This window comes from Bacillus sp. FSL R5-0593 (assembly GCF_038603755.1).
GTDB lineage: Bacteria > Bacillota > Bacilli > Bacillales > Bacillaceae > Bacillus > Bacillus velezensis.
Map to the genome: position 1 here is coordinate 3,700,078 of NZ_CP152011.1, position 22,541 is coordinate 3,722,618.

Annotated in this window: 25 protein-coding genes; 6 read left to right on the forward strand and 19 right to left on the reverse strand. The window is 46.7% G+C overall.

Annotated elements, in window-relative coordinates; genetic code table 11:
- Positions 1 to 2: 2 nt before the first annotated feature.
- Positions 3 to 1,580 (reverse strand): gamma-glutamyltransferase, encoded by a 1,578-nt coding sequence (gene ggt / locus NYE36_RS18380; protein WP_199022208.1) that lies wholly within the window; start codon positions 1,578 to 1,580, stop codon positions 3 to 5.
- Positions 1,581 to 1,787: 207 nt separating this feature from the next.
- Here ggt and NYE36_RS18385 point away from each other — a divergent pair, with 207 nt between their 5' ends.
- The 3 genes from NYE36_RS18385 to chrA are packed head-to-tail and all read left to right on the forward strand — an operon-like array spanning position 1,788 to position 3,401.
- Positions 1,788 to 2,264, forward strand: coding sequence for an Lrp/AsnC family transcriptional regulator (locus NYE36_RS18385; protein ID WP_007407537.1), 477 nt, complete (start codon positions 1,788 to 1,790; stop codon positions 2,262 to 2,264).
- Positions 2,265 to 2,277: 13 nt separating this feature from the next.
- Positions 2,278 to 2,868 carry a chromate efflux transporter subunit ChrB gene (gene chrB, locus NYE36_RS18390; RefSeq protein ID WP_015418372.1) on the forward strand — a complete coding sequence of 197 codons (591 nt, stop codon included), beginning with the start codon at positions 2,278 to 2,280 and terminating at the stop codon, positions 2,866 to 2,868.
- Entirely contained in the window at positions 2,865 to 3,401 is a 537-nt protein-coding gene (chrA, locus tag NYE36_RS18395) for a chromate resistance efflux protein ChrA (protein WP_015418373.1), read from the forward strand. The genes chrB and chrA overlap by 4 nt, the downstream gene beginning before the upstream one ends.
- A 157-nt stretch (positions 3,402 to 3,558) precedes the next feature.
- On the opposite strand, the gene NYE36_RS18400 is transcribed toward chrA, so the two are convergent.
- The 13 genes from NYE36_RS18400 to NYE36_RS18460 form a co-directional block, all read right to left on the reverse strand.
- Positions 3,559 to 4,275, reverse strand: a complete 717-nt coding sequence (locus tag NYE36_RS18400; RefSeq protein ID WP_113766492.1) for an endonuclease V — start codon at positions 4,273 to 4,275, stop codon at positions 3,559 to 3,561.
- Between the two features lie 40 nt (positions 4,276 to 4,315).
- Positions 4,316 to 4,816 carry a hypothetical protein gene (locus NYE36_RS18405; protein ID WP_061860935.1) on the reverse strand — a complete coding sequence of 167 codons (501 nt, stop codon included), beginning with the start codon at positions 4,814 to 4,816 and terminating at the stop codon, positions 4,316 to 4,318.
- Positions 4,817 to 5,007: 191 nt separating this feature from the next.
- Positions 5,008 to 5,448: an SMI1/KNR4 family protein gene (locus NYE36_RS18410; protein ID WP_061860936.1), complete on the reverse strand. Its 441-nt coding sequence runs from the start codon at positions 5,446 to 5,448 to the stop codon at positions 5,008 to 5,010.
- Between the two features lie 178 nt (positions 5,449 to 5,626).
- Positions 5,627 to 6,058, reverse strand: coding sequence for an SMI1/KNR4 family protein (locus tag NYE36_RS18415; RefSeq protein WP_061860937.1), 432 nt, complete (start codon positions 6,056 to 6,058; stop codon positions 5,627 to 5,629).
- A gap of 9 nt (positions 6,059 to 6,067) precedes the next feature.
- The gene (locus NYE36_RS18420) at positions 6,068 to 8,212 is read right to left on the reverse strand and encodes a T7SS effector LXG polymorphic toxin (RefSeq protein ID WP_076982874.1); all 2,145 of its coding nucleotides are present in this window, start codon (positions 8,210 to 8,212) and stop codon (positions 6,068 to 6,070) included.
- A 19-nt stretch (positions 8,213 to 8,231) separates the two neighbouring features.
- The gene (locus NYE36_RS18425) at positions 8,232 to 8,492 is read right to left on the reverse strand and encodes a YwqI/YxiC family protein (RefSeq protein ID WP_007614257.1); all 261 of its coding nucleotides are present in this window, start codon (positions 8,490 to 8,492) and stop codon (positions 8,232 to 8,234) included.
- The gene (locus tag NYE36_RS18430; protein WP_015418385.1) at positions 8,492 to 8,926 is read right to left on the reverse strand and encodes a DUF5082 family protein; all 435 of its coding nucleotides are present in this window, start codon (positions 8,924 to 8,926) and stop codon (positions 8,492 to 8,494) included. Before NYE36_RS18430 ends, NYE36_RS18425 begins: the two co-directional genes overlap by 1 nt.
- A gap of 279 nt (positions 8,927 to 9,205) precedes the next feature.
- Positions 9,206 to 9,994 (reverse strand): YwqG family protein, encoded by a 789-nt coding sequence (locus tag NYE36_RS18435; protein ID WP_015418386.1) that lies wholly within the window; start codon positions 9,992 to 9,994, stop codon positions 9,206 to 9,208.
- Positions 9,995 to 10,057: 63 nt separating this feature from the next.
- Complete coding sequence (locus NYE36_RS18440; RefSeq protein ID WP_014419067.1) at positions 10,058 to 11,383, reverse strand: UDP-glucose/GDP-mannose dehydrogenase family protein; 1,326 nt, start codon at positions 11,381 to 11,383, stop codon at positions 10,058 to 10,060.
- A 199-nt stretch (positions 11,384 to 11,582) separates the two neighbouring features.
- Entirely contained in the window at positions 11,583 to 12,347 is a 765-nt protein-coding gene (locus tag NYE36_RS18445) for a CpsB/CapC family capsule biosynthesis tyrosine phosphatase (protein ID WP_033574412.1), read from the reverse strand.
- Positions 12,348 to 12,392: 45 nt separating this feature from the next.
- The gene (locus NYE36_RS18450) at positions 12,393 to 13,082 is read right to left on the reverse strand and encodes a CpsD/CapB family tyrosine-protein kinase (RefSeq protein ID WP_033574411.1); all 690 of its coding nucleotides are present in this window, start codon (positions 13,080 to 13,082) and stop codon (positions 12,393 to 12,395) included.
- Positions 13,069 to 13,815 (reverse strand): Wzz/FepE/Etk N-terminal domain-containing protein, encoded by a 747-nt coding sequence (locus tag NYE36_RS18455; RefSeq protein ID WP_015418390.1) that lies wholly within the window; start codon positions 13,813 to 13,815, stop codon positions 13,069 to 13,071. The genes NYE36_RS18450 and NYE36_RS18455 overlap by 14 nt, the downstream gene beginning before the upstream one ends.
- 215 nt (positions 13,816 to 14,030) lie before the next feature.
- Positions 14,031 to 14,174, reverse strand: coding sequence for a hypothetical protein (locus tag NYE36_RS18460; protein WP_003151259.1), 144 nt, complete (start codon positions 14,172 to 14,174; stop codon positions 14,031 to 14,033).
- 203 nt (positions 14,175 to 14,377) lie between these two features.
- Between NYE36_RS18460 and NYE36_RS18465 the strand changes: the two genes are divergently transcribed.
- Positions 14,378 to 15,988 (forward strand): SWIM zinc finger family protein, encoded by a 1,611-nt coding sequence (locus NYE36_RS18465; protein WP_199022212.1) that lies wholly within the window; start codon positions 14,378 to 14,380, stop codon positions 15,986 to 15,988.
- Entirely contained in the window at positions 15,975 to 18,749 is a 2,775-nt protein-coding gene (locus NYE36_RS18470; RefSeq protein WP_094032551.1) for a DEAD/DEAH box helicase, read from the forward strand. Before NYE36_RS18465 ends, NYE36_RS18470 begins: the two co-directional genes overlap by 14 nt.
- 112 nt (positions 18,750 to 18,861) lie before the next feature.
- Here NYE36_RS18470 and NYE36_RS18475 read toward each other — a convergent pair whose 3' ends face one another.
- The 4 genes from NYE36_RS18475 to NYE36_RS18490 form a co-directional block, all read right to left on the reverse strand.
- Positions 18,862 to 19,719, reverse strand: a complete 858-nt coding sequence (locus tag NYE36_RS18475; protein ID WP_053573987.1) for a Cof-type HAD-IIB family hydrolase — start codon at positions 19,717 to 19,719, stop codon at positions 18,862 to 18,864.
- Positions 19,716 to 20,498: a DeoR/GlpR family DNA-binding transcription regulator gene (locus NYE36_RS18480; RefSeq protein WP_015418394.1), complete on the reverse strand. Its 783-nt coding sequence runs from the start codon at positions 20,496 to 20,498 to the stop codon at positions 19,716 to 19,718. Before NYE36_RS18480 ends, NYE36_RS18475 begins: the two co-directional genes overlap by 4 nt.
- A 207-nt stretch (positions 20,499 to 20,705) precedes the next feature.
- Complete coding sequence (ssb, locus tag NYE36_RS18485) at positions 20,706 to 21,047, reverse strand: single-stranded DNA-binding protein (protein ID WP_012118637.1); 342 nt, start codon at positions 21,045 to 21,047, stop codon at positions 20,706 to 20,708.
- Between the two features lie 97 nt (positions 21,048 to 21,144).
- Positions 21,145 to 21,498: a hypothetical protein gene (locus NYE36_RS18490; protein WP_003151247.1), complete on the reverse strand. Its 354-nt coding sequence runs from the start codon at positions 21,496 to 21,498 to the stop codon at positions 21,145 to 21,147.
- Positions 21,499 to 21,670: 172 nt separating this feature from the next.
- Here NYE36_RS18490 and NYE36_RS18495 point away from each other — a divergent pair, with 172 nt between their 5' ends.
- Positions 21,671 to 22,081, forward strand: coding sequence for a YwpF-like family protein (locus tag NYE36_RS18495; protein ID WP_012118638.1), 411 nt, complete (start codon positions 21,671 to 21,673; stop codon positions 22,079 to 22,081).
- Positions 22,082 to 22,128: 47 nt separating this feature from the next.
- On the opposite strand, the gene mscL is transcribed toward NYE36_RS18495, so the two are convergent.
- On the reverse strand, positions 22,129 to 22,524 hold the full coding sequence (gene mscL, locus NYE36_RS18500) for a large conductance mechanosensitive channel protein MscL (RefSeq protein WP_015418395.1): 396 nt from the start codon (positions 22,522 to 22,524) through the stop codon (positions 22,129 to 22,131).
- Positions 22,525 to 22,541 lie beyond the last annotated feature (17 nt).

Consider the following 22,541-nt stretch of genomic DNA (forward strand, 5'->3'; position numbering starts at 1 on the left):
CTCTATACTCCTGCGGCCGCTCCGTCGCCGCGCGGGTCGGCCCCGCCTTGGAGAAAGCCTTCTTCATCAATGACGATCGCTGCCGCATGGCCCATAAGCCCGTCAAAATCACCAACGGTCTCGACGCGGTGGCCGCTCTGCCTTAGGGCTTCTCTCGTTTCAGGGCTGATTCTGCTTTCAACCCTCAGCCCTTCATACTCCTCTCCCCATGTCCGTCCCCAGACCCAGCGAGGCTCATTGATCGCCTGCTGGGGGTCCATTTTGTAATCAATGATGCGCGTAATCATCGCTGTCTGAGTTTGCGGCTGGCCTTCTCCTCCCTGGGTTCCGTACAGGATGTGCGGCTTTCCTTCTTTACAGGCCATCGCCGGCATGAGAGTGTGGAACGTCCGCTTGCCGGGTTCAAGTGTATTGACATGGGATTCGTCCAGCGAAAAAAATGACCCTCGGTTTTGCAGCAGAATACCCGTCTCCCCCGCTGTAACGGCAGATCCGAACTCGAAATAGAGGCTCTGAATAAAGGAAACGGCATTTCCTTCCGCATCGGCGACGGCGGCATAAGCTGTGTCGCTTCCGACCGGCCGGCTTACCGCCGGCGCAGCCACGTTACCGATTTCTTCCGCAAGCTGCTTTGCATACCGTTTATCAAGCAGCCGATCCAGCGGAATATGAGAAAATGCCGGATCAGTCAGCACTTCATTCCGGTGCTGAAAACTCTTCTTCAGCGCCTCGATCAGCAGATGATAATAGTCAAAGGAACCGTGTTCGATCTGAGAAAAATCATAGTTTTCCAATATATTGAGCGTCATTAAGCCTGTAAAGCCCTGTGAATTCGGCGGAGCCTGATAGATTTTGCACCCGCGGTAATCGGAGGATACCGGGTTCGTCCACTCGCCGCGGTGGGCTTTAAAGTCATCAAGTGTCAGACGGCTGCCGTTGTTTTGCAGAAAGGATGTGATGCGTTGAGCGAGGTCTCCTTCATAAAAAGCGCTTCTGCCTTTCTCGGCAAGCTGCTTCAAGCTGGCCGCCAGATCCTTTTGGACAAACCGTTCACCGGGCATGGGCGCTTTTTTGTTTCTCGTAAAAATGGCCGAGGTGTAAGGCGTCGAGGCTAAAAGAGCGAGATTGCGTTCTGTGTGGGCGCATTGGTCGGCGGACACCGGAAATCCGTTTGCCGCATAATCAAGAGCTGGCTTCAGCACCTCAGCGAGCGAAAGACGCCCGTACGCCGAAAGCACGGCATCCCAGCTGTCCGCCATTCCCGGAACGGTAATGGCGCTTTCTGTCCCGCGCAGAGGGATCGCTTCTCTGCCCCGATACAAGTCTCTCGTCACATGCTTCCCTGAACGGCCGCTCCCGTTATAAGCTTTGATTCGTCCCGTTTCTTTATGGTAAGTGAGCCAAAATGAATCCCCGCCAAGGCCCGTCATATGCGGATACACGACTGCCAGACAGGCGCTGACCGCCACTGCCGCGTCAAACGCGTTTCCGCCCTTTTCCAGAATGCCGGCCCCCGCCTGAGAAGCGAGATAATGCGGACTGACGACCATTTGTTTCGTTCCGATGGTTGAAGTATTCATGGCAAGCCCCTTTACAAATTTTCTCAATTATAAAAAGCGGCTTCGCGGCCATCCACATTCCTGAAAGAAAATCTCACACACTATTTACTTTTCGATAAGAAATAATTCTAAATCATTACGTATCGAAAACAATAAAAAATTTATACCTTCATACCGTAACGTTTCATGATACAATAATGTCTACCAAATGAAGGAAGGTGAAGCGGGTTGGAACATGAATACAGCATTCCGAATCTTGTCCTTGATGAAACGGATAAACAGATTCTTTCGATTTTGCACGAGGAAGGGAGGATTTCCTATACAGACGTAGGAAAACGGGTTAACCTGTCGCGAGTGGCGGTTCAGCACCGCATTCAGCATTTACTGGATGCCGGCGTGATTGAAAAATTCACCGCTGTCATCAACCCGGCGAAAATCGGCCGCCATGTGTCCGTGTTTTTTAATGTGGAGGTGGAGCCGCAGTATTTGGAGGAAACCGCATTAAAGCTTGAAAAGGAGCCGGCCGTGACAAGCCTTTATCATATGACCGGACCGAGCAAGCTCCATATGCACGGCATTTTCGCAAATGATCAGGAGATGGAAGAGTTTTTGACAAAACGGCTCTATACGCAAAAAGGCGTCGTCAGCGTCGACTGCCAAATGCTGATTAAACGGTATAAAAGCAGAACGGGCATGAAGCTGTAAGGAGGACATAGCCATGAAACATCCCTATTGGGACATTACGGCGGCGATGGTCCGAACGGGCATTTTCGGATTCGGGGGCGGCCCGTCGGTGATCCCGCTCATCCGCCATGAAGCCGTCAATAAATACAAATGGATAGATGATGATGAATTCGGAGAAATATTAGCAATCGCTAATGCGCTTCCCGGACCGATTGCCACAAAAATGGCTGCGTATCTGGGCTTTAAGCTGAAAGGCACGTTAGGCGCAATCGTGGCAACCCTTGCCCATATTCTGCCTACATGTCTTGCTATGGTAGGCTTGTTTGCGGCTGTCAATGTCTTAAGCCACTCAGCAATTGTTGCCGGCATGATTGGCGCCGTCACGCCGGTAATCGCCGTCATGCTCGGCATTATGGCGTACGAGTTTGGCCAAAAAGCGCTTAAAGGTTTCGGCTGGGTCACGGGCATCCTATTTTTTATCATCGCTTTTATCGGCCTGCAAACGCTGCAGATCAATCCCGGCTTTGTCATTATCATTTTCTTAGCGTACGGCGCGTTTCATTTTAAATTGAAAGATAAAATCACAAATAAACGTTCAAAAGATAAAGGAATGTCGGCCTCATGATCATGATTTATGTATTTATGGCGTTTTTTGTCGCAAACGTGCTCGGATATGGCGGCGGACCGGCGTCGATCCCGCTGATGTTTGAAGAAGTCGTCAACAGATACAGCTGGCTCTCAAACGATCAATTCTCAAATATGCTCGCGCTTGCGAACGCATTGCCGGGCCCGATCGCAACCAAAATCGCGGCGTATGTCGGCTACAGCGCAGGCGGGTGGCCCGGGTTCCTGATTGCGCTGATCGCCACCGTCGTACCGTCGGCGCTCGCATTGATCGTCCTCTTGCGCATCATTCAGCGCTTCCGCCAATCCCCCGTCATCAAAGGCATGACGCTGTCCGTCCAGCCTGTCATCGCCGTCATGATGCTCATTCTTACCTGGCAAATCGGCGCAGACGGCATCAAAGCGATCGGCTGGGTTCAAGCGATAGTGATTGCTGGGATTTCCCTCCTTGCCTTGACAAAATTTAAGATGCATCCGGCCTTCCTGATTATCGCGGCGTTTTTGTATGGAGGTCTTGTGGTTCCTCATTTATAAAGAAAAGCACCTGGACAGGTGCTTTTTGTTTCAGTCCCGATATGTTGTTCGATATAGATAACTGTTTCTTCGTCTATGCTTCTTACATGTGGTTCCTGTCATCCTCCCAGATGGCCTGATCAATAAAAAACATTTGCAGCCTGCCGGACTGCAAGTGTTACACGTGATTTTTCCGATAAAACGTTCGCAAAACATGCGTTTCAAGGTCAGCCAGACGGACAGGGATCGGCAGCCTGCTTTCTCGATTGATCATTTTCATTGTGACCTGATAGCTGCTTTCTAAATCAATGTTATGTCCGCAAGACAAGAAGATAGGCTTCACGTCCCGCCGTGTCCGCAGCGCCCGGCCATATACCTCGCCGTCAATGAGAATATCGGTGTAGGCGCCGACTTCATTTTCGGGCATCTCAAAATCGCAGCCTTTGATTTTGAGATAGGTTTTCGCTATCCCAATCGTCGGCTTACCCAGAAAAAAAGCCGCATGGGTGGCAACGCCCATATGATTGTAATGCAGATACCCGTTGCCATCAAACAAAAACACATCCGGCTCCGCCTCCAGCTTTTCGGCCGCTTCGATGATCAGCGGCAGCTCGCGAAACGCAAGAAAACCGGAAACATACGGCACGCTGATTTTCCCCATGCTGTGCACTTTTTCAATCACTTCTTTTGTATCAGCGTCAATCACGATGATACTGCATACGCCGTACGGTTCCCCGTCCTGATCCCAATAAGCGAGGTCGACGCCTGCGCAGGTGTTGACGGAGTCTGGATGGATGACGGGGGATAGGTTGATTCTATGTATTAGGGATTGTTGTGTTTGAATAAAATCCGATTCATCATTTAGATCAAATTCGTGAATTTGATGTATTTTCATTTCATTGGTTTTCCTCATTTTCATTTCTAAAATCGTCTTTTCAGTTCAAATTCTTCATTTCGATATACAACGCAATAAAACTTCCATAAGGATAATCTCCATCCCAGCCACATGGAAAATAGCCCGCTTTATAAATTTTGAAAAGTTTTTCAAAAAAATTGTCTGTTTTCCCGTTTACTGCTCTATTTATTGCACAATTATTTAGATCTGCTACGATCTCTTCAAGAAAAGTATTAAATTCAGTCGTAGTACTTCTGACATTTTCCGAAAAAATTTTCAGAAGCATGTCTAGGTTTTGTGGTTTTTGATCATCGTTTAATTCATAAAATTTTCCCCATACCTCACTCATCTCGTTTTCTTTTATATCTTTCCATGCATATTCATCTTCACCAATTACATCTTCGTAAGCATAGTACTTAGCTTTTTCTTCATCATTAATAATTTTAGTAAAATAAGAGATATCATGTGATGCAACTGCTTTAAAGGTTTTGGAAAAATCAATAACTTCTTTTACCTGATTATGATAATGTCCGTATTTCATTACTTTATACACCTTTCCTAAGTACAACCGTAGGGTTACCAACTCTCCGGTAACCGGAACGCAGCCTAAAGCCAAATAAATTATTCAGAATTTACAAAACAGAAAACAACAATTCACCTATGAAAAAACCTTGAAAGGCTTCAGCAGCCATCAAGTTTAATTAATTTTTCTAACCATTCCCTCTTATAAGTCTAATCCTCAATTAAATCAAGATAATATTTATCATTTTTCATAAGTTCTATTAAAAACTCTTCTAATGAATCTGCAATTTTTATATCATCGTAATATATTGAATTGTTTTGTTCATTGCCTAATGCAATTAACAATAAAGCACTTTCATTTGCTTCAAAAAAAATTAATTTATCTTCTTCAAGTTCCTCATAAACTTCTATATCTGGATAAAACTCAAAGTCATTAACTTTTAATCTTGCATCTCTAATTGAAGCAGGTCCAAGAATGCGATTAATATTATATTCTGATTTTTTCAGAAAGCCGTATCCAACCTCAAGAAGAAACTGTCTCAAATCATAAGGTAACCTTAATCCTAACTTATTTTCTACTTCTAAAATTTCATTCTCGCTTACTGGATAAAATGTATTTTCTTTGTAATTTTTAATAAAATCATATTTCACAATTATTTACCTCCTTTGAGTGGGAGAGTTTTTCTCCTGTGACGGGGTTCATAGCCCAACAGACATTTAAGTCATTTTAAACAGAAAATAACAATTCATTTGTAAAAAACCTTGAAAGGCTTCACTAGCCAATCAAGGTCAATTAATTCTTCTAACTATCCCATTTTTAAGTCTAATCCTATATTAAATCAATATAATATTCGTTATCATTGAGGAACTTTTTTAAAAAATCCTCTAACGATTCAGCTATTTGAGTGTCAAAATAAAATATTGGATTGTTTTCTAATTGTAAATCTATAGAAATATAAACACCCTCGTTTACTTCAAAAAAAATAAGTTTATTTTCATCATCATAAAGTTCATCTAAATCTGGGTCAAACTCAAAAATTCCTTCTCTTAGTCTAATGTCGGCTACTGCCCCTGGCCCCAATATCCTATTAATTGCATTATCACTTTCACCTTTAATAAAACCATAACCGACTTCTAAGTATAATTGTTTTAAATCATTTGGAATATCTACTTTCATTCTTTGTTCAGCTTTTAATATATCCTCTTCAGGTACCTTATATGTTTTATTTTCTAAATGATTTATAAATTCAAATTCAGCCATAAACTATTTTTACCTCCTTTGGAAAAGTTTTCCTGATGGTGCTCCCTTTCCATGTATACCCGCTTGGTGTTCATCCGGATATTTTGCCGGATGAATATTCCACCATTCGTGAGGGCCACCAAAGTTGTTCTCTATGATATGATGGGCATCGTACGGTTGACCAATACTTCGGGCAACTTCTCCATGCTTATCAAAAACCTCTTCTGTATATCTAGGCCACTTTTGATTGGTTTTTTCTTCCCATTCTGCAATCAATCTATCTTTCAAACTTGATGTGAATTTGCTCCTATGCTTAGCTGTTTCTTTTGGTGTTAATTTCTCATAGTTATTATTTCTTAAAGCTTCTTTTATATGGTCGATCTGCTCTTTACAAACCTTTCGTCCAGTTTTGGCTTCTATATCTCTGAGATATGCTTTCGCTAAGTCTTTATTTAGTTCACCAGTAGCTTTAGTGCCTTCACTATGAACGTCTGTTTTTTGCCTCTCAACTTTCAGCACCTTAGGCTCTTCTACATGATCTGCTTTCGGTTTTTTCGCAAATTTTCCATCGCTTGTGCGAAACACTTTCGACGAGGCATCATAGAATACCTTCCCTGTTTGTGTAATATAGTGAATATGGTCTTTAGCAACTTGTTTTAGGTAATTAACTGGATACTGTGCGACTTTCTTGACAGCTTCTTTATTAATCAAATTCTCGGTATAGTGGCTGCTTTTAGCATATGCGTATGCTGGATTTCGGAATGTTCCCATCAGCTGTTTCGCAAAACGTACGGTTTCACCAGCTGATTCTATCACCGATAAAGATCGTTTTTTAACTGATTGATAGGTTTGATGAGCTACTTTTTTCACATGGGTCGGATTCACGACATGTCGTATATCTGATAGTTTCACTTTAACTGTCGAACCTTTATCCATATTTCGATACATTGATACACTATGATCAACCGATTTGGCCAGACTGCCCGCTCCAACCAAACTCAGCGCAGCTTCCAGTGCCCCTTGCTTCCGCTTCTCCTCGGACACTTTGTTTCCGAACATATCCCTTCCTGTGACGGCTTCTGAGAATCCGTTTGAGGCGACAAGGCCGTATGCGCCCATTTCTGTCATTTTGAGAATGTCTAAGGATTTTCCGGTTTTATAGGCATCTAAAGCATGTTCTGCGGCAATGACGGTTTTTCCGGTTTTGTAAATGGCTTTTCCGCCTTTGAAAGCGCGGCCCGCCCAGCCGACGACCGGTATGAATCCGGCGGCGGCCATCGCTCCTGCTGTGACGCGTTCTGCGGTGGAGAGCTTTTCTCCGGTCACCGGATCAACGCCTTCGGCTGCTCTTTTATAATCATAATAGCCGGTGACTTCGCCGGTAAAGTTGCAGATGCCGTCCCATGTTTTTTCGTACCATGGTTTATTGGCTTCTTCTTCAGCCTTTTCCTGAAGCCGTCTTGCTTCGGCCTGCTGGGCTTTTGCGTCAATATAGTCCGTTCCCTGTTTTTCTGTCGCCGTGACGCTTTTGTAGATTTCATTGCTGTGGAAGGCTTTTTTGTCATAGTACATAGGGGATGCGCTTTTCCCGTTGCTGGTGGCCTGCATGAGAACAGAATATTTGCTGAGCACTGCGTTGTCCAGAGATTCTAAGTTTTGATATTCAGCGGTCAGGGATTCATCAAGCGTATCGACTGCCGTGATCGTGTCGCGTCTGGTTTTTTGGGCATCGCCCATTTTATCAGCGTAATCATCCAGCGTATATGTGTCGAGATGAATAATATCGCTGATGCCTGACAAAATTGAATCGATTTCTGCTTTATGAGCGGAGACAATCTCTGAAGCTTTCAAATCCGCGTTGGGCAGCTCATGCTCCAAAAATGAAGTCTCCGCATATGTATCGCTGAGTTCTTGATCTTTAATGTCACCTGAAATGCCATTTAAAAACGCAATTTGAGCAGAGACAAGCGTCAGCCAGCTGTCGGCGATTTCCGCTTGTCCCTGAAAAAAATCTTTTATATTGTCTGCGCCTTTCCCTTTCAAAGCATCACCCAGATCAGCCATGCCTTGAAAGGCTTGTTTGAGCGCACGCAGCTGCTCTTCAAGGGCTTCGTATTGTTTCTTTCTCTTATCTGCTTCGTCCGTTAACGATTGTGATTCAAACACTTTGCTCATCGGCAAGTCCTTTCTTTCGTTATTTTACGGCGATCGCCTCGTCCTGTTCTTTCAAAGAATCTACGTTGTCTTTAACGTCCGCGATATTCTTATGAACGGCCTGCTTGTATTCGCTGATCATCGATACAAGCTTTGCCTCGCGGGATTGGTACTTGGAGGTATAGTCGAGCTTGTTTTTTCCGTTTGAACCGGCGTTCCCGATCGAAACGGCCTCCAAAGCGCTGCTGACGGATTCAAGCTGCTTCATGACAGCTCCGTATTTGAGTTTTATTTCTGCCATTAAAACCAACTCCAGCTTTTTTTGATTGATTGTATTTTTTCTCCGACCGTGTCAAGGGCTTCTTCTCCCAGCGTCAGCAGGTGCTCTGCCTCTCTCGCGATGCTTCTGGCGGCAAGGAGCCCTCCTTTTTCAATTTCAAGCTGTGTCATCTTTAAGCCGATTCGGTAAATATAACCGTCGTATTTGTCTGTGACGATTCTGTATGCTTCTGTATGGGCCTGATCGCGCCGGTCATCAAATTCTTCAGCAAAAGTGCCGGTCCAATGATGGTCCAGGTGCGGCCTCAGGATGTCCCTGATTTCAGATACGCCCTCTTCCTGCAGAGATTCTATCTCTCTTTTCGCTTCTTTTAATTTATCAATTTGGTGTTCAACCTCGCCCAGTTTATGGCTGATCGTGCTGTTAATATGGCTTAATGTGCTTGAATGGCTCATCTGTTTTCACCTCGTCTTACGCAAAAAGTCGTACAAAAAGCACAGACTTTTCCATACTATATTTCCATATATTATATTTTAAAATAGACAGAAAGCAGCTTAAATAGGTTAAATGGCTTATTTTCAACAGCCGAGATGCTCATCATTAACGCCAAAAGACTCACATAAACGGCATATCCATTCATCGATCTCCTCTATGTATCCATGATAAATTCCCTAAAAAAAGGAGACAGTGATTAACCGTCTCCTTTGCCTTGTATCATGATCATCATACTGTCGTTAACTGCAGTCCCAGTTGTACAAAACGTTTGAGAAATCTTTTTTCTTCAAATCTTCCGGTCTGATAAAGAAATTGGCGATTCCCACATCTCCCCACATCGAATCAATGTCATCATCTGAATCAATTTGCAAAAGCAGAATCGTATGGTTTTGATGGGAGTAAGACCGCGGATCTTCCTGGGTGAAGGACGCATAGCCGCCGATTTTATGGCCGAATGCGTTCGCCGTATATTCGTCATACACCTCATCGTCAAACTGCTCGAAATAGTCAAAGGCATCCATCCCGGCATACTGCCTGAATTGAAAATCAGACGGGAGCACCCATTCAGCAGACAGCTCAGGGGTGATCAGCGCTTCTGATTGAATCGGAAAATCGTACTCCTCTTCAACCTGAACGAAAGAAAAATCATCCATGAGCTCCGCTTCTTCTGCTGTCACATGTTCAAAATATTTGACGCAGAAACCCGTTTGCGCGCACCCGTCGTCAAAATTCAGACCGTATACGTCATCACTGACCGATATGTAAAACTGAAGAATGCCGGTGTCCGGAAAATCAGGGAGTCCGGGCATATCCGCAAAATTGATTTGAGCGAGAAGCTTCATCGGCCTGCCGCTTTCATCTTTAGGATATGGTTCATGTTTCGGAAAATAGGGGTCTCCTGCAATTTTACTGTCATACCGTCCCGTTTCAGCTTTTTTGACGTGCAGTTTGATAAAAGGCCGTGCTGACGTTTCCAGCAGACCGCGGGATGATTCCATTTGCTTCGGCAATTTCCATGTGTTTTCCACGATTAATATCCCCTTCGTCTCTAATGATTGTATGATAAAAGGCCGGCGCGGTCCGCCGGCCTTTCAAGTGACAGAATCAGTCTGAGGCACGACGGCTCTTCTTCCGATTGAGATATATTCCACGCCCGCCTGTTCCGCTTCCTCAAGCGAGTGGCAGTTTCTCCCGTCGAAAATAACCGGGGTTTCCATCAGCTCTTTGTACGCTTCAAGCGGGAAGTGTTTAATTTGTTCCCAATCTGTCAGAATCAGGACGGCATCCGCTCCCCTGACGGCTTCTTCTATGGACTCCCGATAGGAAACCGCAGCCGGAAGCAGTCCGGAAGCCCGGAATGAAGCGATCGGATCGTACGCTGTCATCCGGGCGTCAAGAGCCGCCAGACGATCCGCAATGACAATGGACGGGGCATCCCGCATATCATCTGTATTCGGCTTAAAAGACAGCCCTAATAACGCGATGGTCTTCCCCGTCACACCGCCGAGCCTGTTCAGCACTTTATCAACCAGCATGGACTGCTGGTTATTGTTGACTTTAATGACGGACTTCAGCAATTCAAAATCATGCTCCACATGTCCCGCGATCTGCACGAGGGCGTTTGTATCCTTCGGAAAACAGGAACCGCCGTAACCGATGCCGGCTCTTAAGAATTGATTGCCGATCCGTTTATCCAATCCCATTCCGTGTGCGACTGATTCCACATCCGCACCGACTTTTTCACATATATGAGAAATTTCATTAATAAAACTGATTTTTGCCGCTAAAAATGCGTTTGACGCATATTTGATCATCTCAGCGCTTCTGATGTCCGTATGATATACCGGAATCGCAAGCGGCGCGAAAACCCGGTCAAGCGTTTCCCGCGTCTGCCGGTCTTCAGCCCCGATCACGATGCGGTCGCCGTGAAAGGTATCGTGAATCGCCGAACCTTCACGGAGAAATTCCGGATTCGAGGCGATTGAAATGTTCACGTCCGCTTTCAGCCGTGAATGAATAACTTCTCTGATCCTGTCATTCGTTCCCACGGGAACCGTGCTTTTTGTCACGACGATCGCATCTTTAGAAATATGTTCGGCAATCCGTTCGGCGACATTTTCAATATAAGTAAGGTTTGCGTGCCCGTCTTCTTTTTGCGGCGTTCCGACCGCTATAAAAATAACGTCCGCTTCCGCAAGCCCTTTTTCGTAGCTCGTTTCGAATGCCAGCCGATGCCGGCCGATATTTCGTTTCATCATATCTTCAAGGCCCGGTTCAAAGATAGGGGACAATCCCTTTCTCATCTGCTCAACCTTACGTTCGTCAATATCTATGCATGTTACGTCATGGCCGATTTCTGAAAGAGACACTCCTGTCACAAGACCGACGTAGCCTGTTCCGATCACTGTTATTTTCATCGTGTTCCCCCAACCGTTTAGAAATTGCTGCTGGGCAGCTTACCGTTATTATCATATGATCCCGGCGCCGGCTGAATGCCGGAAGCCTGAGGTCATGATAGGAAAAAACGGCGCCGGCCGCTGATAATAGCATAAGCATAAAAGAATCATCTTGCAAAACAGCCGCTTACGCTTCATTTAAACGGGATGGAGACGACGATTAAAAAAGACCCCAGCGCTTACGGCGGGCCACAGGCAGCGGAGGTTCCTTATAAACGGCTTTGTTTTCAGCGAGAAGCGCCGCATTTTCCGTGAGCATGTAAATCAGCTCCGCCCCTGCTTCTTTTTTCAGAACGCCGAGCGCCTCCTGATAATAAAAATTTCTCGGTCCGAGATTATGGGCGTCAGATGCGAGAAAGTGGATCAAATTCGCTTCCATCAGCTGCAGCGAAAAGGATTTCGCTTTCCGCCCGAATGCTCCGGCAATGCAGCCGGCCGTCACTTGGGCGGCCGCGCCTTTCTTCACAAGATTGTATAGAACGGAAGGGTTTTCGCGAATTTCCCTGTTCCGCTCCGGATGGGCGATGACGGGAACATATCCGTTCAGCTGCAGTTCATAAAACAGCCTTTCAGCGTAGGCCGGGACATGATCCGCCGGAAATTCCGCCAGCACATACTTTGTATCATGGAGCGGGACAAGCGAGCCGCTTTGAAGACCTGCCAGCAGATCTCCGTCTGTTCTGATTTCCTGGCCGGGCAGAACAGTCAGCGGAATGCCTTCCTTATTCAAACGTTTGTTTAACAGACTGACCGCTTCGTTGACCGTATGCCGGTCCGTGTCATAGCGGTATTTCACATGATGCGGCGTCGCGATGATCGTATCAATCCCCTGTCTGACCGCTTCTCTCGCCATCTTCAGGCTTTCTGTATCATCCGCCGCGCCGTCGTCTATGGAAGGAAGGATGTGACAATGGATATCTATCATATTTCAATCCCTCCTTAAAAAGAATGGACCGCGCCCATTATGACATTATTGTCCGTAATAGGCGTAGTCCGAATGTTTCGTTTGTTTCTTCCCGTTCATCACGGCCCCAAGGAGCTTGCACGGGCAGTAATCGAGCGCTTCTTTCGCCTTGGCCGCTTTTTCCTTGTCCGTTTTCCCGCTTGAGATCACCATAATGGCCCCGTCAGTGTAGCTGCCTAATATTTTCGTATCGGCTACGGCCAAAACGGGAGGCGTATCCAAAATCACCTTATCATAAACTGCGCCGGCTTCTGACAGAAGATCTTTCATGGCACCCGTCGATAAAAGCTCCGCCGGATTGGGCGGGATCGGACCGCTCGTTAAAATATCCAGGTTTGCTTCATCAGCCGGCAGGACGGCATTCTGAAACGGCATCTGTTTTAACAGCAGCGACGTTAATCCGGTTCCGTTGTCCAATTTGAAGGTGAAATGAACCGTCGGTTTGCGCAGATCCGCATCAATTAAAAGCACTTTTTTCCCCTGCTGTGCAAATACGACGGCAAGGTTGGCCGCGGTTGTCGATTTTCCTTCTTCCGGACCGGCGGATGTGATCAAAAGGGACTTCACCTCCGTATCAACGGAAGAAAATTCAATGTTTGTGCGGATCGTGCGATATTGTTCTGAGTTGATGGATTTCGGCTCAGACATCGCAATCACGCTTCGTTTTCCGGGTTTGTCTTTTTTACGCGTCAACATGTCCGCCCCCCGCTTGTTTGGTTTCCGCCATCCTCAAGTTTTTGGCAACGCTGTCTTTAGTACTGATTGAAGTAACCGTTCCCAGGATCGGGATGCCAAGCAGCGATTCCAGCTGTTCTTCCGATTTGATCGTATTATCCAGATGTTCCAGCAAAAAGGCGAGACCGATTCCGCCCAAAAGTCCGGCGGCAAACGCAATCGCGATGTTCAGCTTACGGTTAGGCTCTGCCGGTGACTGGCTGTCCGCCGCTTCGGCCTTTGAAAGGATGCTGACATTATCCACGTTCATAATGGCGGTGATCTTGTCCTGAAAAACGGCTGCAACCGCATTTGCCATAACGGCCGCCCGCTTAGCATCCGTATCCCGCACGGCAATCGTCACGACTTGTGAATCCTGCTCGCTGGACACCGTGATTTTCGATTCCAGCTCTTTCGAAGTCATGGACAGATGCAGCTGTTTAATCACCTCATCGAGGATGACCGGACTTTTGATGATGACATTATACGTGTTGATTAATTGGAGGTTGGTTTGAACGTCATTGAATTGGACTTCTTTTTGATTGTTTTTGGATTGGCTGACCAAAATTTGAGTTGAGTTTTCATAGACCGGCGTAAGAGCGAAGAAACTGATGAGTCCGCCTGCGGCAGTTGCCGCCGCGGTAATAATAAGTATAAACAGCAGACGCTTTCTCAGTATTGCGAATATTTCCTTTATGCTTGTAGATTCTCCCATATAACCTCCATATCACTTTCCGCGTATTCCCATTCCCTCCAATGATCTTTTCCAATTACGATTATACAGCTTTAAACTGTCATTTCTAACCTTTTCAAATGACAAAATTCGACAAAAATAGACAATCACTTCAATCTGTTTTATTTTTGTAAGCGCTTTAAATACTGGTGTCACAGGAAGATTAAAAAATCCCGCGGCCAAGAGCCTGCGGGATTTTATGTTGCATATCCATTTTTAATATAAGAAATCAAATTCTCAAGCATTTCTTTTGTGGTCATCTCAGAGGACTGCTCACCAATGTCGTGCGCATGCATTAAAATCTTCAGAAACTCCTCTTGATCTAACTTCGTTTTCTTCATCATTCGTTTCCTTTCGGCTTCCATTAAATTGAAAACAAGATTATTATATGCTGTCGGGTGCTGTTTTGCAATCTCTAATACATCATTCGACACATTCGGGTTTTTATGTCCTTTTTTAGGAAAAACTTTTTCCGGGCCATGTGTTGCGATATAATAGAGGAATTGGAATCTTTTTATTTTGTGACTCGTTAGGAGCGATAATCATGCTTCAGGATATGATTGCTAAAGAAGATGTGCTCGCAGCGGCTGAACAGCTTAAAGAACTTCTTCCTTACAATGAAGACAATGTTCAGCTGATGAAGAAAGCACTCATTTTATATCGGCAGGATTCCGTCTATCGTATACAGGTTCAAACCCCGACAGAGATTTCCGCATATGTGCAGGATGTTGTGCCTGTAAGGGTCACGCTGAACTTATTTTTCATGGTGAAAAGCGGCTGCGCATGCCCGTCTGAGGCGATCTGCCGCCACGTGCTGGCCGTTTTTCTTTACGTATATGCCCAATTCGAGCGGGTCGGTACCTTTACCGAACATTGGCTGGAAAGAGAAAAGCTTGAGGAAAGCAGGGAGCTTGTCCGCCGGCAGTTTCAGGAAAAAGTGCTGCCGAATGAAGAGTCGCTGTCAAGCTGGCTCGCTTTTTTTGATTCGGAATTCTCGCTGTGGGAGGCGCGGACGCCGGCCGGAAGCCAGACGATGCAGGGCCTTTATTACGGCTATCTGTCAGCGCTCAAAAAACACGCCCCGAAAAAACCCGAGCTTAAAAGCTTATATCAGATTCATTCGGCGCTTGCCGTCTGGCTTCACATGTTCACTTTGATTGAGTCAGGCAGATTGGATGCCGAAAAAGATTATTACAGCATCAATCCATACGTGGAACAGCTGATGGATACGATTTATTCCTCCATTGACAGACTGAAAACGTACGCTTTGTCTTTTTCACTCGATCCTTTTTTAGACCGGACGCCCCCGGTGCTCCGCAGACTGCTTGTGAAAGAAGAGCTTTTTCAATACGAACGCCTCCGGGTATTCGGTGAAATGTGGAGCGCGCTTTTGAACCGGCCGAAATGGGTCGCGCGTGAACAGGAGATTCTCGCACAGGAAAGCGGGCGGCGTTTTTCGCCGGAAGTGCGGTTCGGACGGCTTCATCTGGCCTTTTTGCAAAAAGATGATGAAGCGGTCTTTCAAGATATGTCCCGCTTCCCTCCTGAAGCGCTGCCGTATACCTTTCAATGGCTCGGTGAACTCACCGCGAAAAAAGACTGGAAACGGCTGAAAGCATGGTATGGCCGGATCGAGCCGCTTGCCGTGAACTATACGAAGCTTGATAAGCCGTTTAAAGAAATGCGCGACATTATCGGAGAGCTGTTTGCGCTATTGGCGGATTATGCGCGGCACTCACGGGATGATCAGCTGTTTGAACGGTTTGCTTCCGGCTGCCTTCCCTATACCTTTACCGAATACAGCCAGTACCTGTATGAAAAGCGACGGTACGCGGAGTGGGTGGAGCTTCACAGCCTCGTCGGTTTTTCCGTCTGGGAAATCGAAAAGGACATCCTGAAGGAAATTGCCGCCAGTGATCCGGAAGCGCTCATCCCCTCCTATCACCGGGCGGCGGCCTTTTTTATCGACCAAAAAAACCGCAGCGCCTATAAAGAGGCTGCGCGCCATCTGAAAAAACTGCGGACGCTTTATAAAAAGGCAAAAAAACAGCAGGTATGGGAGCGGTATATCAGCCGGCTGAGCGCAAGCTACAAGAGGCTGCGCGCCCTTCAAGAAGAATTGCAGAAAGGAAAGTTGATTGATGGCGAGTCTTAAGGAAATTTTCATTCATGTAGAACAAATGGAAGATTGGACATTTACGCTGTCAAGCCATGATGAGAAGGAGCAGCCGCTTACTCTCAGTCAGATGAAGACTCATTTGTTCCAATGGCATGAGTCCACCTTTTACGGAACGTTTCTTGAAGACGTCAGCTTCATCGGCACCCCGGCCGTTCTGCTCAGCCCGTGGATGACCGTCGAGCTGCTCGGAAAAAACTCGTTCAATTCATTCAGCACCGTGCAGCTGACAAAGGAAACGGAACCGTTAATCGAAGCGGCTTCGACGATATACGAATTTATTGCCGACGGCGATTTTCTTCCGGATTATGAGGCTTGGCAAAATGGCGTCCTGCGTTTCAAAGACCGCGAGCTTTTGCTGGAAGGCTTTACGGCAGACTGGTTCTCAGCCGCGGTCCAGGACTACATTCAGTACAATGATGACCTGCTGGAAAAATGGCGGCAGATCGAAACCCGCTCGCCGGCCGTTCATACGTTTAAAGGCTCCTTTTTGGATGAAGATGATTTTCTCGAGGGAATCGGCTGGCATGACGATCTGACGCCGTTTACCGTCGGGCTCCGATTAAACGAGCCTGATTTCGACGGTGACGACTGGAAAATCGAAATGTTTTTACGTGAGAAAAAAACCGGCTCCATCACCTTTTTTGACGGACTGAAGGGACTGAAAAAAGCGTGGCAGGGATACAGCGGAAAAATCGCGCGCGAACAGGACCGCTTCCGCAGAACGGTTCCCTGGCTTTCGTTTGATTCAGGAACGACGCTGATTTCTGAAGAAGAGGCTTGGATCTTCTTATCGGAAGCGAGTGAGACGCTTGTCGATATGGGTGTGGAGATTCTTCTCCCATCATGGTGGCAGATTGTCCGGGACAGCAATATGATGCTCAAGGCGAAAGTGTCATCCTCCCCGCGGGGCGAGTCCTTCGTCGGCATGAACGCTCTGCTTGATTTCAACTGGAGATTCGCCACAAACGGAATTGAGCTGACAGAGGATGAATTCAATGAGCTCGTCGCAAACAACAGACGTCTCGTCAACATCCGCGGCCAATGGGTGAAAATTGATCCGCAATTTATTAAACAGATGAAAAAACTGATGGAAAAAGCGGAATCTGAGGGCCTCCACATGTCCGACGTGCTGGCGCGCGAACTGATGGATCACGGGGAAAACGGAGCCGAGGACACGGACATCATTGACTCATCGGCATTTGCCGGGATCAAGATCGAATTATCAAAGCAGCTCAGAAGCCTGATCCGCAAACTGACGGAAGCCCGGGATCTGCCGGAGCATGAAGTCAGCGCCGCGTTTCAGGGCCAGCTCCGCCCTTATCAGATGTACGGCATGAACTGGCTTCTGTTTTTACGGGAAAACGGCTTCGGCGCCTGTCTCGCAGATGACATGGGACTTGGAAAGACGATTCAGATGATCGCTTATTTTCTCCATGTGAAGGAAAGCGGCCGGCAAAAAGCGCCTGCCTTAATCATTGCGCCGACATCGGTGCTCGGCAACTGGCAGCGTGAGCTCCAGACCTTCGCGCCGCAGCTGAAGGCCGTGCTTCATTACGGTCCCCGCCGGCCGAAGGGAGAAGCATTTGTCCCGGCCTATCAGGACGCGGACGTCGTTCTTACTTCTTACGGGCTCTCGCACGCCGATCAGGAAGAACTTTCTTCCGTGACATGGAGCACCATCTGCCTTGATGAAGCGCAAAATATTAAAAACGCGCATACGAAGCAGTCCCGCGCGATCAGAAAGCTGAAAGGCGTCCATCATATCGCGCTGAGCGGAACACCGATGGAAAACCGCCTGACAGAGCTTTGGTCGATCTTTGATTTTATGAACAAAGGCTATCTCGGCAGTCTGACCGGCTTTCATAAACGCTATGTGCTGCCGATTGAGAAAGACCGTGACGAAAAAAGAATCAACCAGCTTCAGCAGTTAATCCGGCCGTTTTTACTGCGCCGGACAAAACGGGATGAAGAAGTGGCGCTTAATCTTCCTGACAAGCTGGAACAAAAAGAGTTTATCCCGCTCTCAGCCGAACAGGCATCCCTTTATGAACAGCTTGTCAAAGATACATTTGAACATATGGCTTCTCTGACCGGGATGCAGCGGAAAGCGCTGATTCTGAGCATGCTCGGCCGCTTGAAGCAAATATGCGACCATCCCGCGCTCTATTTGAAGGAAGAACAGACAGAGCTGTTAAACGGGAGATCCGTCAAACTGGAAAAGCTGCTTGATTTAATGGCGGTGATCCGCGGACAAGGGGAAAGCTGCCTCATTTTCACCCAATACATTCAGATGGGCAACATGATGAAGCGCCTCCTGGAAAAAGCATTCGGAGAACCGGTTCAGTTTTTAAACGGAAGCCTATCCAAGCAGGAACGCGATTCTCTCGTCGAACGGTTCCAGAAGAAAGAATACCCGACGCTGATTTTGTCACTGAAAGCGGGCGGAACCGGCCTGAACCTGACGGCTGCCAATCATGTCATTCACTATGACAGATGGTGGAATCCGGCGGTGGAAAACCAGGCGACCGACCGCGCCTACCGAATCGGCCAGGAACGGTTCGTCCATGTTCACAAACTCATTACGACGGGAACGATTGAAGAAAAAATTGATGCCATGCTTGAAACGAAACAAACGCTGAACGATCAGATTATCCAAAGTGAAAATTGGATTACCGAGCTGTCATCCGCTGAGCTTGAAGAACTATTCACCCTCAGCGCATCGGCGCAATCACATTAAACGCAAAAAGGCCGGCTCTCTCAGAAGAGCCGGTCTTTTATGTCGTCCTTACTGTTACGCCGCATTTGCCATGAATGCGTCACGCCAGTCATGAACAGTATCGCCATACCTTTCACAGTAAATTCCTGATCATATGCGCAACGCCGTTTTGATCATTTGTCAATGTAACGGCATCAGCAATCTCTTTAATATCTTCTCTCGCATTCCCCATCGCTATGCCTTTTCCGGCCGCCTGAAGCATTGAATAGTCATTTAAGCTGTCACCGACCGCGGCGGTCTCAGCCATCGGAATGCCGAGCTTTTGCGCCAGCCGTTTGAGCGCCTGCCCTTTAGAGGCGTTTCGAGACGCCAGTTCGAAGTTGTGATCGGCAGAGCTGACAAGGGTGAGATCTTTCTGACCGCTGAATCGATCCCAGCCCGCTTTCAGCTTCCGCTCATCAAACGAAAATCCGAGAATATTATAAAAATCCAGATGCTCTTCTTTCTCAAAGAGCTCACGGTATGAATGAATGTAAGCAAAGCCGGATTGGCTGTATTGCACTGAAGCCGCCTGTTCCAAAACGGAAAGATCGGTTTCAGGATTGGCGCTTTTCACCCGGTCCATTTCGATATCGAGCAGCTGCCTGCCGGTTTCAGGCGTATAGATGGCTTTGTTTGTAAACACCTCATAGTAATATTGATTCTCTTCAAGCCATGACAAAATGCCGCGGGCTCTTGTTTCTTCAATCGCATCACAGTGGTACAGGCTGCCGTCAGGAGCATGAATGGCGGCTCCGTTTGCGCTGATGACCCACGTTTTTATGCCGAGCGGTTCGAATAGGGAGTGCACGTCAAAATGCGCGCGTCCCGTGGAAACCACGATTTCAATTCCCGCTTGCCGGGCTTCCCTTAAAGCCCGCTCATTTTCATCGCTTACTTGATGACTGCTGTTCAGCAGTGTGCCGTCCAGATCTATGGCAATCAGTTTCACATGTCCTCATCCTCTTCTTCAGATTCAGTTACAAGCAATTCTACGCCGTGCCGGTCGAGCAGATCGCAAAAATCCTGATCAGGCAGCTGATCGGTAATCAGCAGGTCAACCTCGTGCAGGTCTGCATACTGATAAAAACTCGTACGGCCAAGCTTGGAGTGATCGCTCAGCGCAATCACCTGTTCCGCCTGTCGGATCATTTTACGCTTTACCATGCCGTCTTCTTCATGCGGAATCGTCAGGCCGTTTTCCGAGATGCCGACAACGCCGATCAGCACCTTATCGGCGTGATAATCCCCCAGTTTTTCTACGACGGAAGCCCCGTATAAAAACCGGTGTTCCTTCTGGAGCTTTCCGCCGAGCAGGTGAATATCAATTCCCTCTTTTGCGGAAAGGATATCGGCCTGATTGATCGAATTTGTAATAACAGTGCAGCCGGTGACATTTAAATGCTCCGCGCAGGCCTGCACGGTTGTCGAAGTGTCCAGGATGATCCGGTCTCCTTTATGGATCAGGGATGCGGCCAGCTTGCCGATTTTGTTTTTCTCTTCAGAAACGGTTTTCAGCCGGCCCGAATAGCCCGGAACTTCCTGATTCACCGACGGCAGAATCGCGCCGCCCCGTGTTCTGATAATGGCCCCGCGCTCTTTCAGCTTTACAAGGTCCCTTCTTGCGGTATCTCTTGAAATATGAAGCAGCGAACATATCTGTTCAGCGGTAATCCGCCGATGCTGTTTCAAATATTCCATTATCGCAATCAGTCTTTCTTCTTGATACACGTCCTCATTCCCTTTTTCGTCACTTATCTGTAAGTAATTATAAGTTTTTATCCCGATATATTCAATGTTTTTAAGTGTTAATAAGCGAAATCACTTCTTTTTAACCATTTTTTAGCTCCCGCACAAAAAAACCAGTCTTTCGACTGGCGAGTGGGAAGGAGGTATTGCGGGGCCCGCTGAAAGGCGGGAAATCGAGGAAAAAACATGCTATTCAGCCAGCGGCTCTTTCTGTTTTTGATCCATAAACCGAACGGTATCAGCCATGACCTCGGTCACATAAACTTTTACGCCATCTGTCTTTTCATAGCTTCTCGTCTGGATTCTGCCGCTTACACCGACCATTGACCCTTTTTGGCAGTACAATGCCGTGTTTTCAGCGTTTTTTCTCCAGATGGTGCAGTTGACGAAGTCGGTTCCGGTTTCACCCGACGCGCTTTTAAAATTGCGGTTTACCGCCAACGTAATATGTGCGACGGGAATGCCCGCTGCTGTAAAACGGAGCTCCGGGTCTTTCGTCAGCCGGCCGACAAGCATAACGTGGTTAAACAAGCCGTATCCTCCTCTCTTTTTCGAGGCTGGCTTCATTGTAGTACAAGGGCTCGTGAAAGCAAAAAGCGGATAAAGCCGTTATTCGTTCAGGCTGCTCTTATGTTTTCGTTTTTCTTTCTGATAAAAAAAACTTTTGTTTTTGACCGCTTATGTAATATGTATTTTTGAGCAGCCGCGAGAAAAGTTTCGTTTTGAGCCAGTCTTTCTCAAACATGCGGACAAACTTTCCGCCGTCCCATGCGAACCAGTAAAAACTCAGCTTTTTATCAGTCAGTGAAAGCTGAATTTTATACTGTTCCATGCGGTCTTTTGTTTCATATAAAAAGACGACATTTCCCCTTCTGTTAAGATGCACCTCACAATCTTCCTTTTTGCATACCAAGTAGGAATGATCGTCTTTTCGCCTTGAACCGTCTTCTATATAGATTTCCTTCAGGCGCAATTGATTCATAAGCATCTCTCCATGACCATATTCTTTTACATTATAATGAAAAAATAGAAATGATTAAATGTTGACCGCCTACAAAAATGATGAAGCATGTCTTACAGCATTTTCCCGGGAAAAATGATATGTGTTATAATAAATGAACGAAAAACATGGACAACAGGGGTGAAAATAAGAGATGAAAACCTTTAAACTGGTTGATCTGAATGTGGAACGTTTAGATAAAGACGATCAGCCGATTGAGCAGTTTCCCCTTTTAGACGGATTGATTATCAATAAAGAGGACGGAGAAAATCATTGGTTAATTGAAGCACTGGTCCCGGCCGAACACTTGTCTTTTTTTGACATGCTGATGAAAAGCCAGAAAGAAGCGAAGGTGTTTGTAACGATTACGAAAAAAAGCAACCGCCCCGCCCAGCTGACGGGAAGCATCAAAAATATCGTCGAGCTGGAAAGAAGTATACAAGTTTTAATTTACGGTCAAATGGTGTCAAGAAACCACCCCGGATCAGAAAGCATTCTGGAGTCGCTCGTGAAAGAAGGCTACTCGGGCAGCCGGCTGATTGAAGCGTTTAAACAAAAATTATAATCATATGAAAAAGGCCGGACGTTAATCATCCAGCCTTTTTTTGTGCCCTAGTCATTGTGAGGAGCCCGCTGTTTCAGCAGATCTCTGATTTCAGTCAGCAGTTCTGTCTGCTGATCTGTGTCTTCTGCTTCTTCAGCCTCTTCTTCTGCTTCTTTTTTACGTCTCAGCTTGCCTATTGTGCGAATCACGATAAAAATAGAAAATGAAATAATGAAGAAGTTCACAATCGTTTGAATGAAGCTTCCGTACTTGATATGAGCATCGCCGAATGTCACGGCCAGCCCTGAAAAGTCAAGACCGCCAAGAAGCAGGCCGACAAGCGGCATGATGATGTCTTCAACGAGCGACGTCACGATTTTGCCGAAAGCGCCGCCGATGACGACACCGATAGCCAGATCCATGATATTGCCCCGCATCGCAAAGCTTTTAAATTCTGACCACATCACATTCACCCCTTTCT

Excerpts from the sequence above, each read along its gene's own strand:
- chrA (WP_015418373.1), top strand. The coding sequence starts at position 2,865 with ATGATCATGATTTATGTATTTATGGCGTTTTTTGTCGCAAACGTGCTC.
- NYE36_RS18490 (WP_003151247.1), bottom strand. The coding sequence starts at position 21,498 with ATGAATCAATTGCGCCTGAAGGAAATCTATATAGAAGACGGTTCAAGG.
- NYE36_RS18425 (WP_007614257.1), bottom strand. The coding sequence starts at position 8,492 with ATGGCAGAAATAAAACTCAAATACGGAGCTGTCATGAAGCAGCTTGAA.
- NYE36_RS18455 (WP_015418390.1), bottom strand. The coding sequence starts at position 13,815 with ATGGGAGAATCTACAAGCATAAAGGAAATATTCGCAATACTGAGAAAG.
- NYE36_RS18420 (WP_076982874.1), bottom strand. The coding sequence starts at position 8,212 with ATGAGCAAAGTGTTTGAATCACAATCGTTAACGGACGAAGCAGATAAG.
- NYE36_RS18430 (WP_015418385.1), bottom strand. The coding sequence starts at position 8,926 with ATGAGCCATTCAAGCACATTAAGCCATATTAACAGCACGATCAGCCAT.
- NYE36_RS18400 (WP_113766492.1), bottom strand. The coding sequence starts at position 4,275 with ATGAAAATACATCAAATTCACGAATTTGATCTAAATGATGAATCGGAT.
- NYE36_RS18445 (WP_033574412.1), bottom strand. The coding sequence starts at position 12,347 with ATGATAGATATCCATTGTCACATCCTTCCTTCCATAGACGACGGCGCG.
- chrB (WP_015418372.1), top strand. The coding sequence starts at position 2,278 with ATGAAACATCCCTATTGGGACATTACGGCGGCGATGGTCCGAACGGGC.
- NYE36_RS18415 (WP_061860937.1), bottom strand. The coding sequence starts at position 6,058 with ATGGCTGAATTTGAATTTATAAATCATTTAGAAAATAAAACATATAAG.
- ggt (WP_199022208.1), bottom strand. The coding sequence starts at position 1,580 with ATGAATACTTCAACCATCGGAACGAAACAAATGGTCGTCAGTCCGCAT.
- NYE36_RS18495 (WP_012118638.1), top strand. The coding sequence starts at position 21,671 with ATGAAAACCTTTAAACTGGTTGATCTGAATGTGGAACGTTTAGATAAA.
- NYE36_RS18405 (WP_061860935.1), bottom strand. The coding sequence starts at position 4,816 with ATGAAATACGGACATTATCATAATCAGGTAAAAGAAGTTATTGATTTT.
- NYE36_RS18440 (WP_014419067.1), bottom strand. The coding sequence starts at position 11,383 with ATGAAAATAACAGTGATCGGAACAGGCTACGTCGGTCTTGTGACAGGA.
- NYE36_RS18450 (WP_033574411.1), bottom strand. The coding sequence starts at position 13,082 with ATGTTGACGCGTAAAAAAGACAAACCCGGAAAACGAAGCGTGATTGCG.
- mscL (WP_015418395.1), bottom strand. The coding sequence starts at position 22,524 with ATGTGGTCAGAATTTAAAAGCTTTGCGATGCGGGGCAATATCATGGAT.
- NYE36_RS18465 (WP_199022212.1), top strand. The coding sequence starts at position 14,378 with ATGCTTCAGGATATGATTGCTAAAGAAGATGTGCTCGCAGCGGCTGAA.
- NYE36_RS18470 (WP_094032551.1), top strand. The coding sequence starts at position 15,975 with ATGGCGAGTCTTAAGGAAATTTTCATTCATGTAGAACAAATGGAAGAT.
- NYE36_RS18460 (WP_003151259.1), bottom strand. The coding sequence starts at position 14,174 with ATGAAGAAAACGAAGTTAGATCAAGAGGAGTTTCTGAAGATTTTAATG.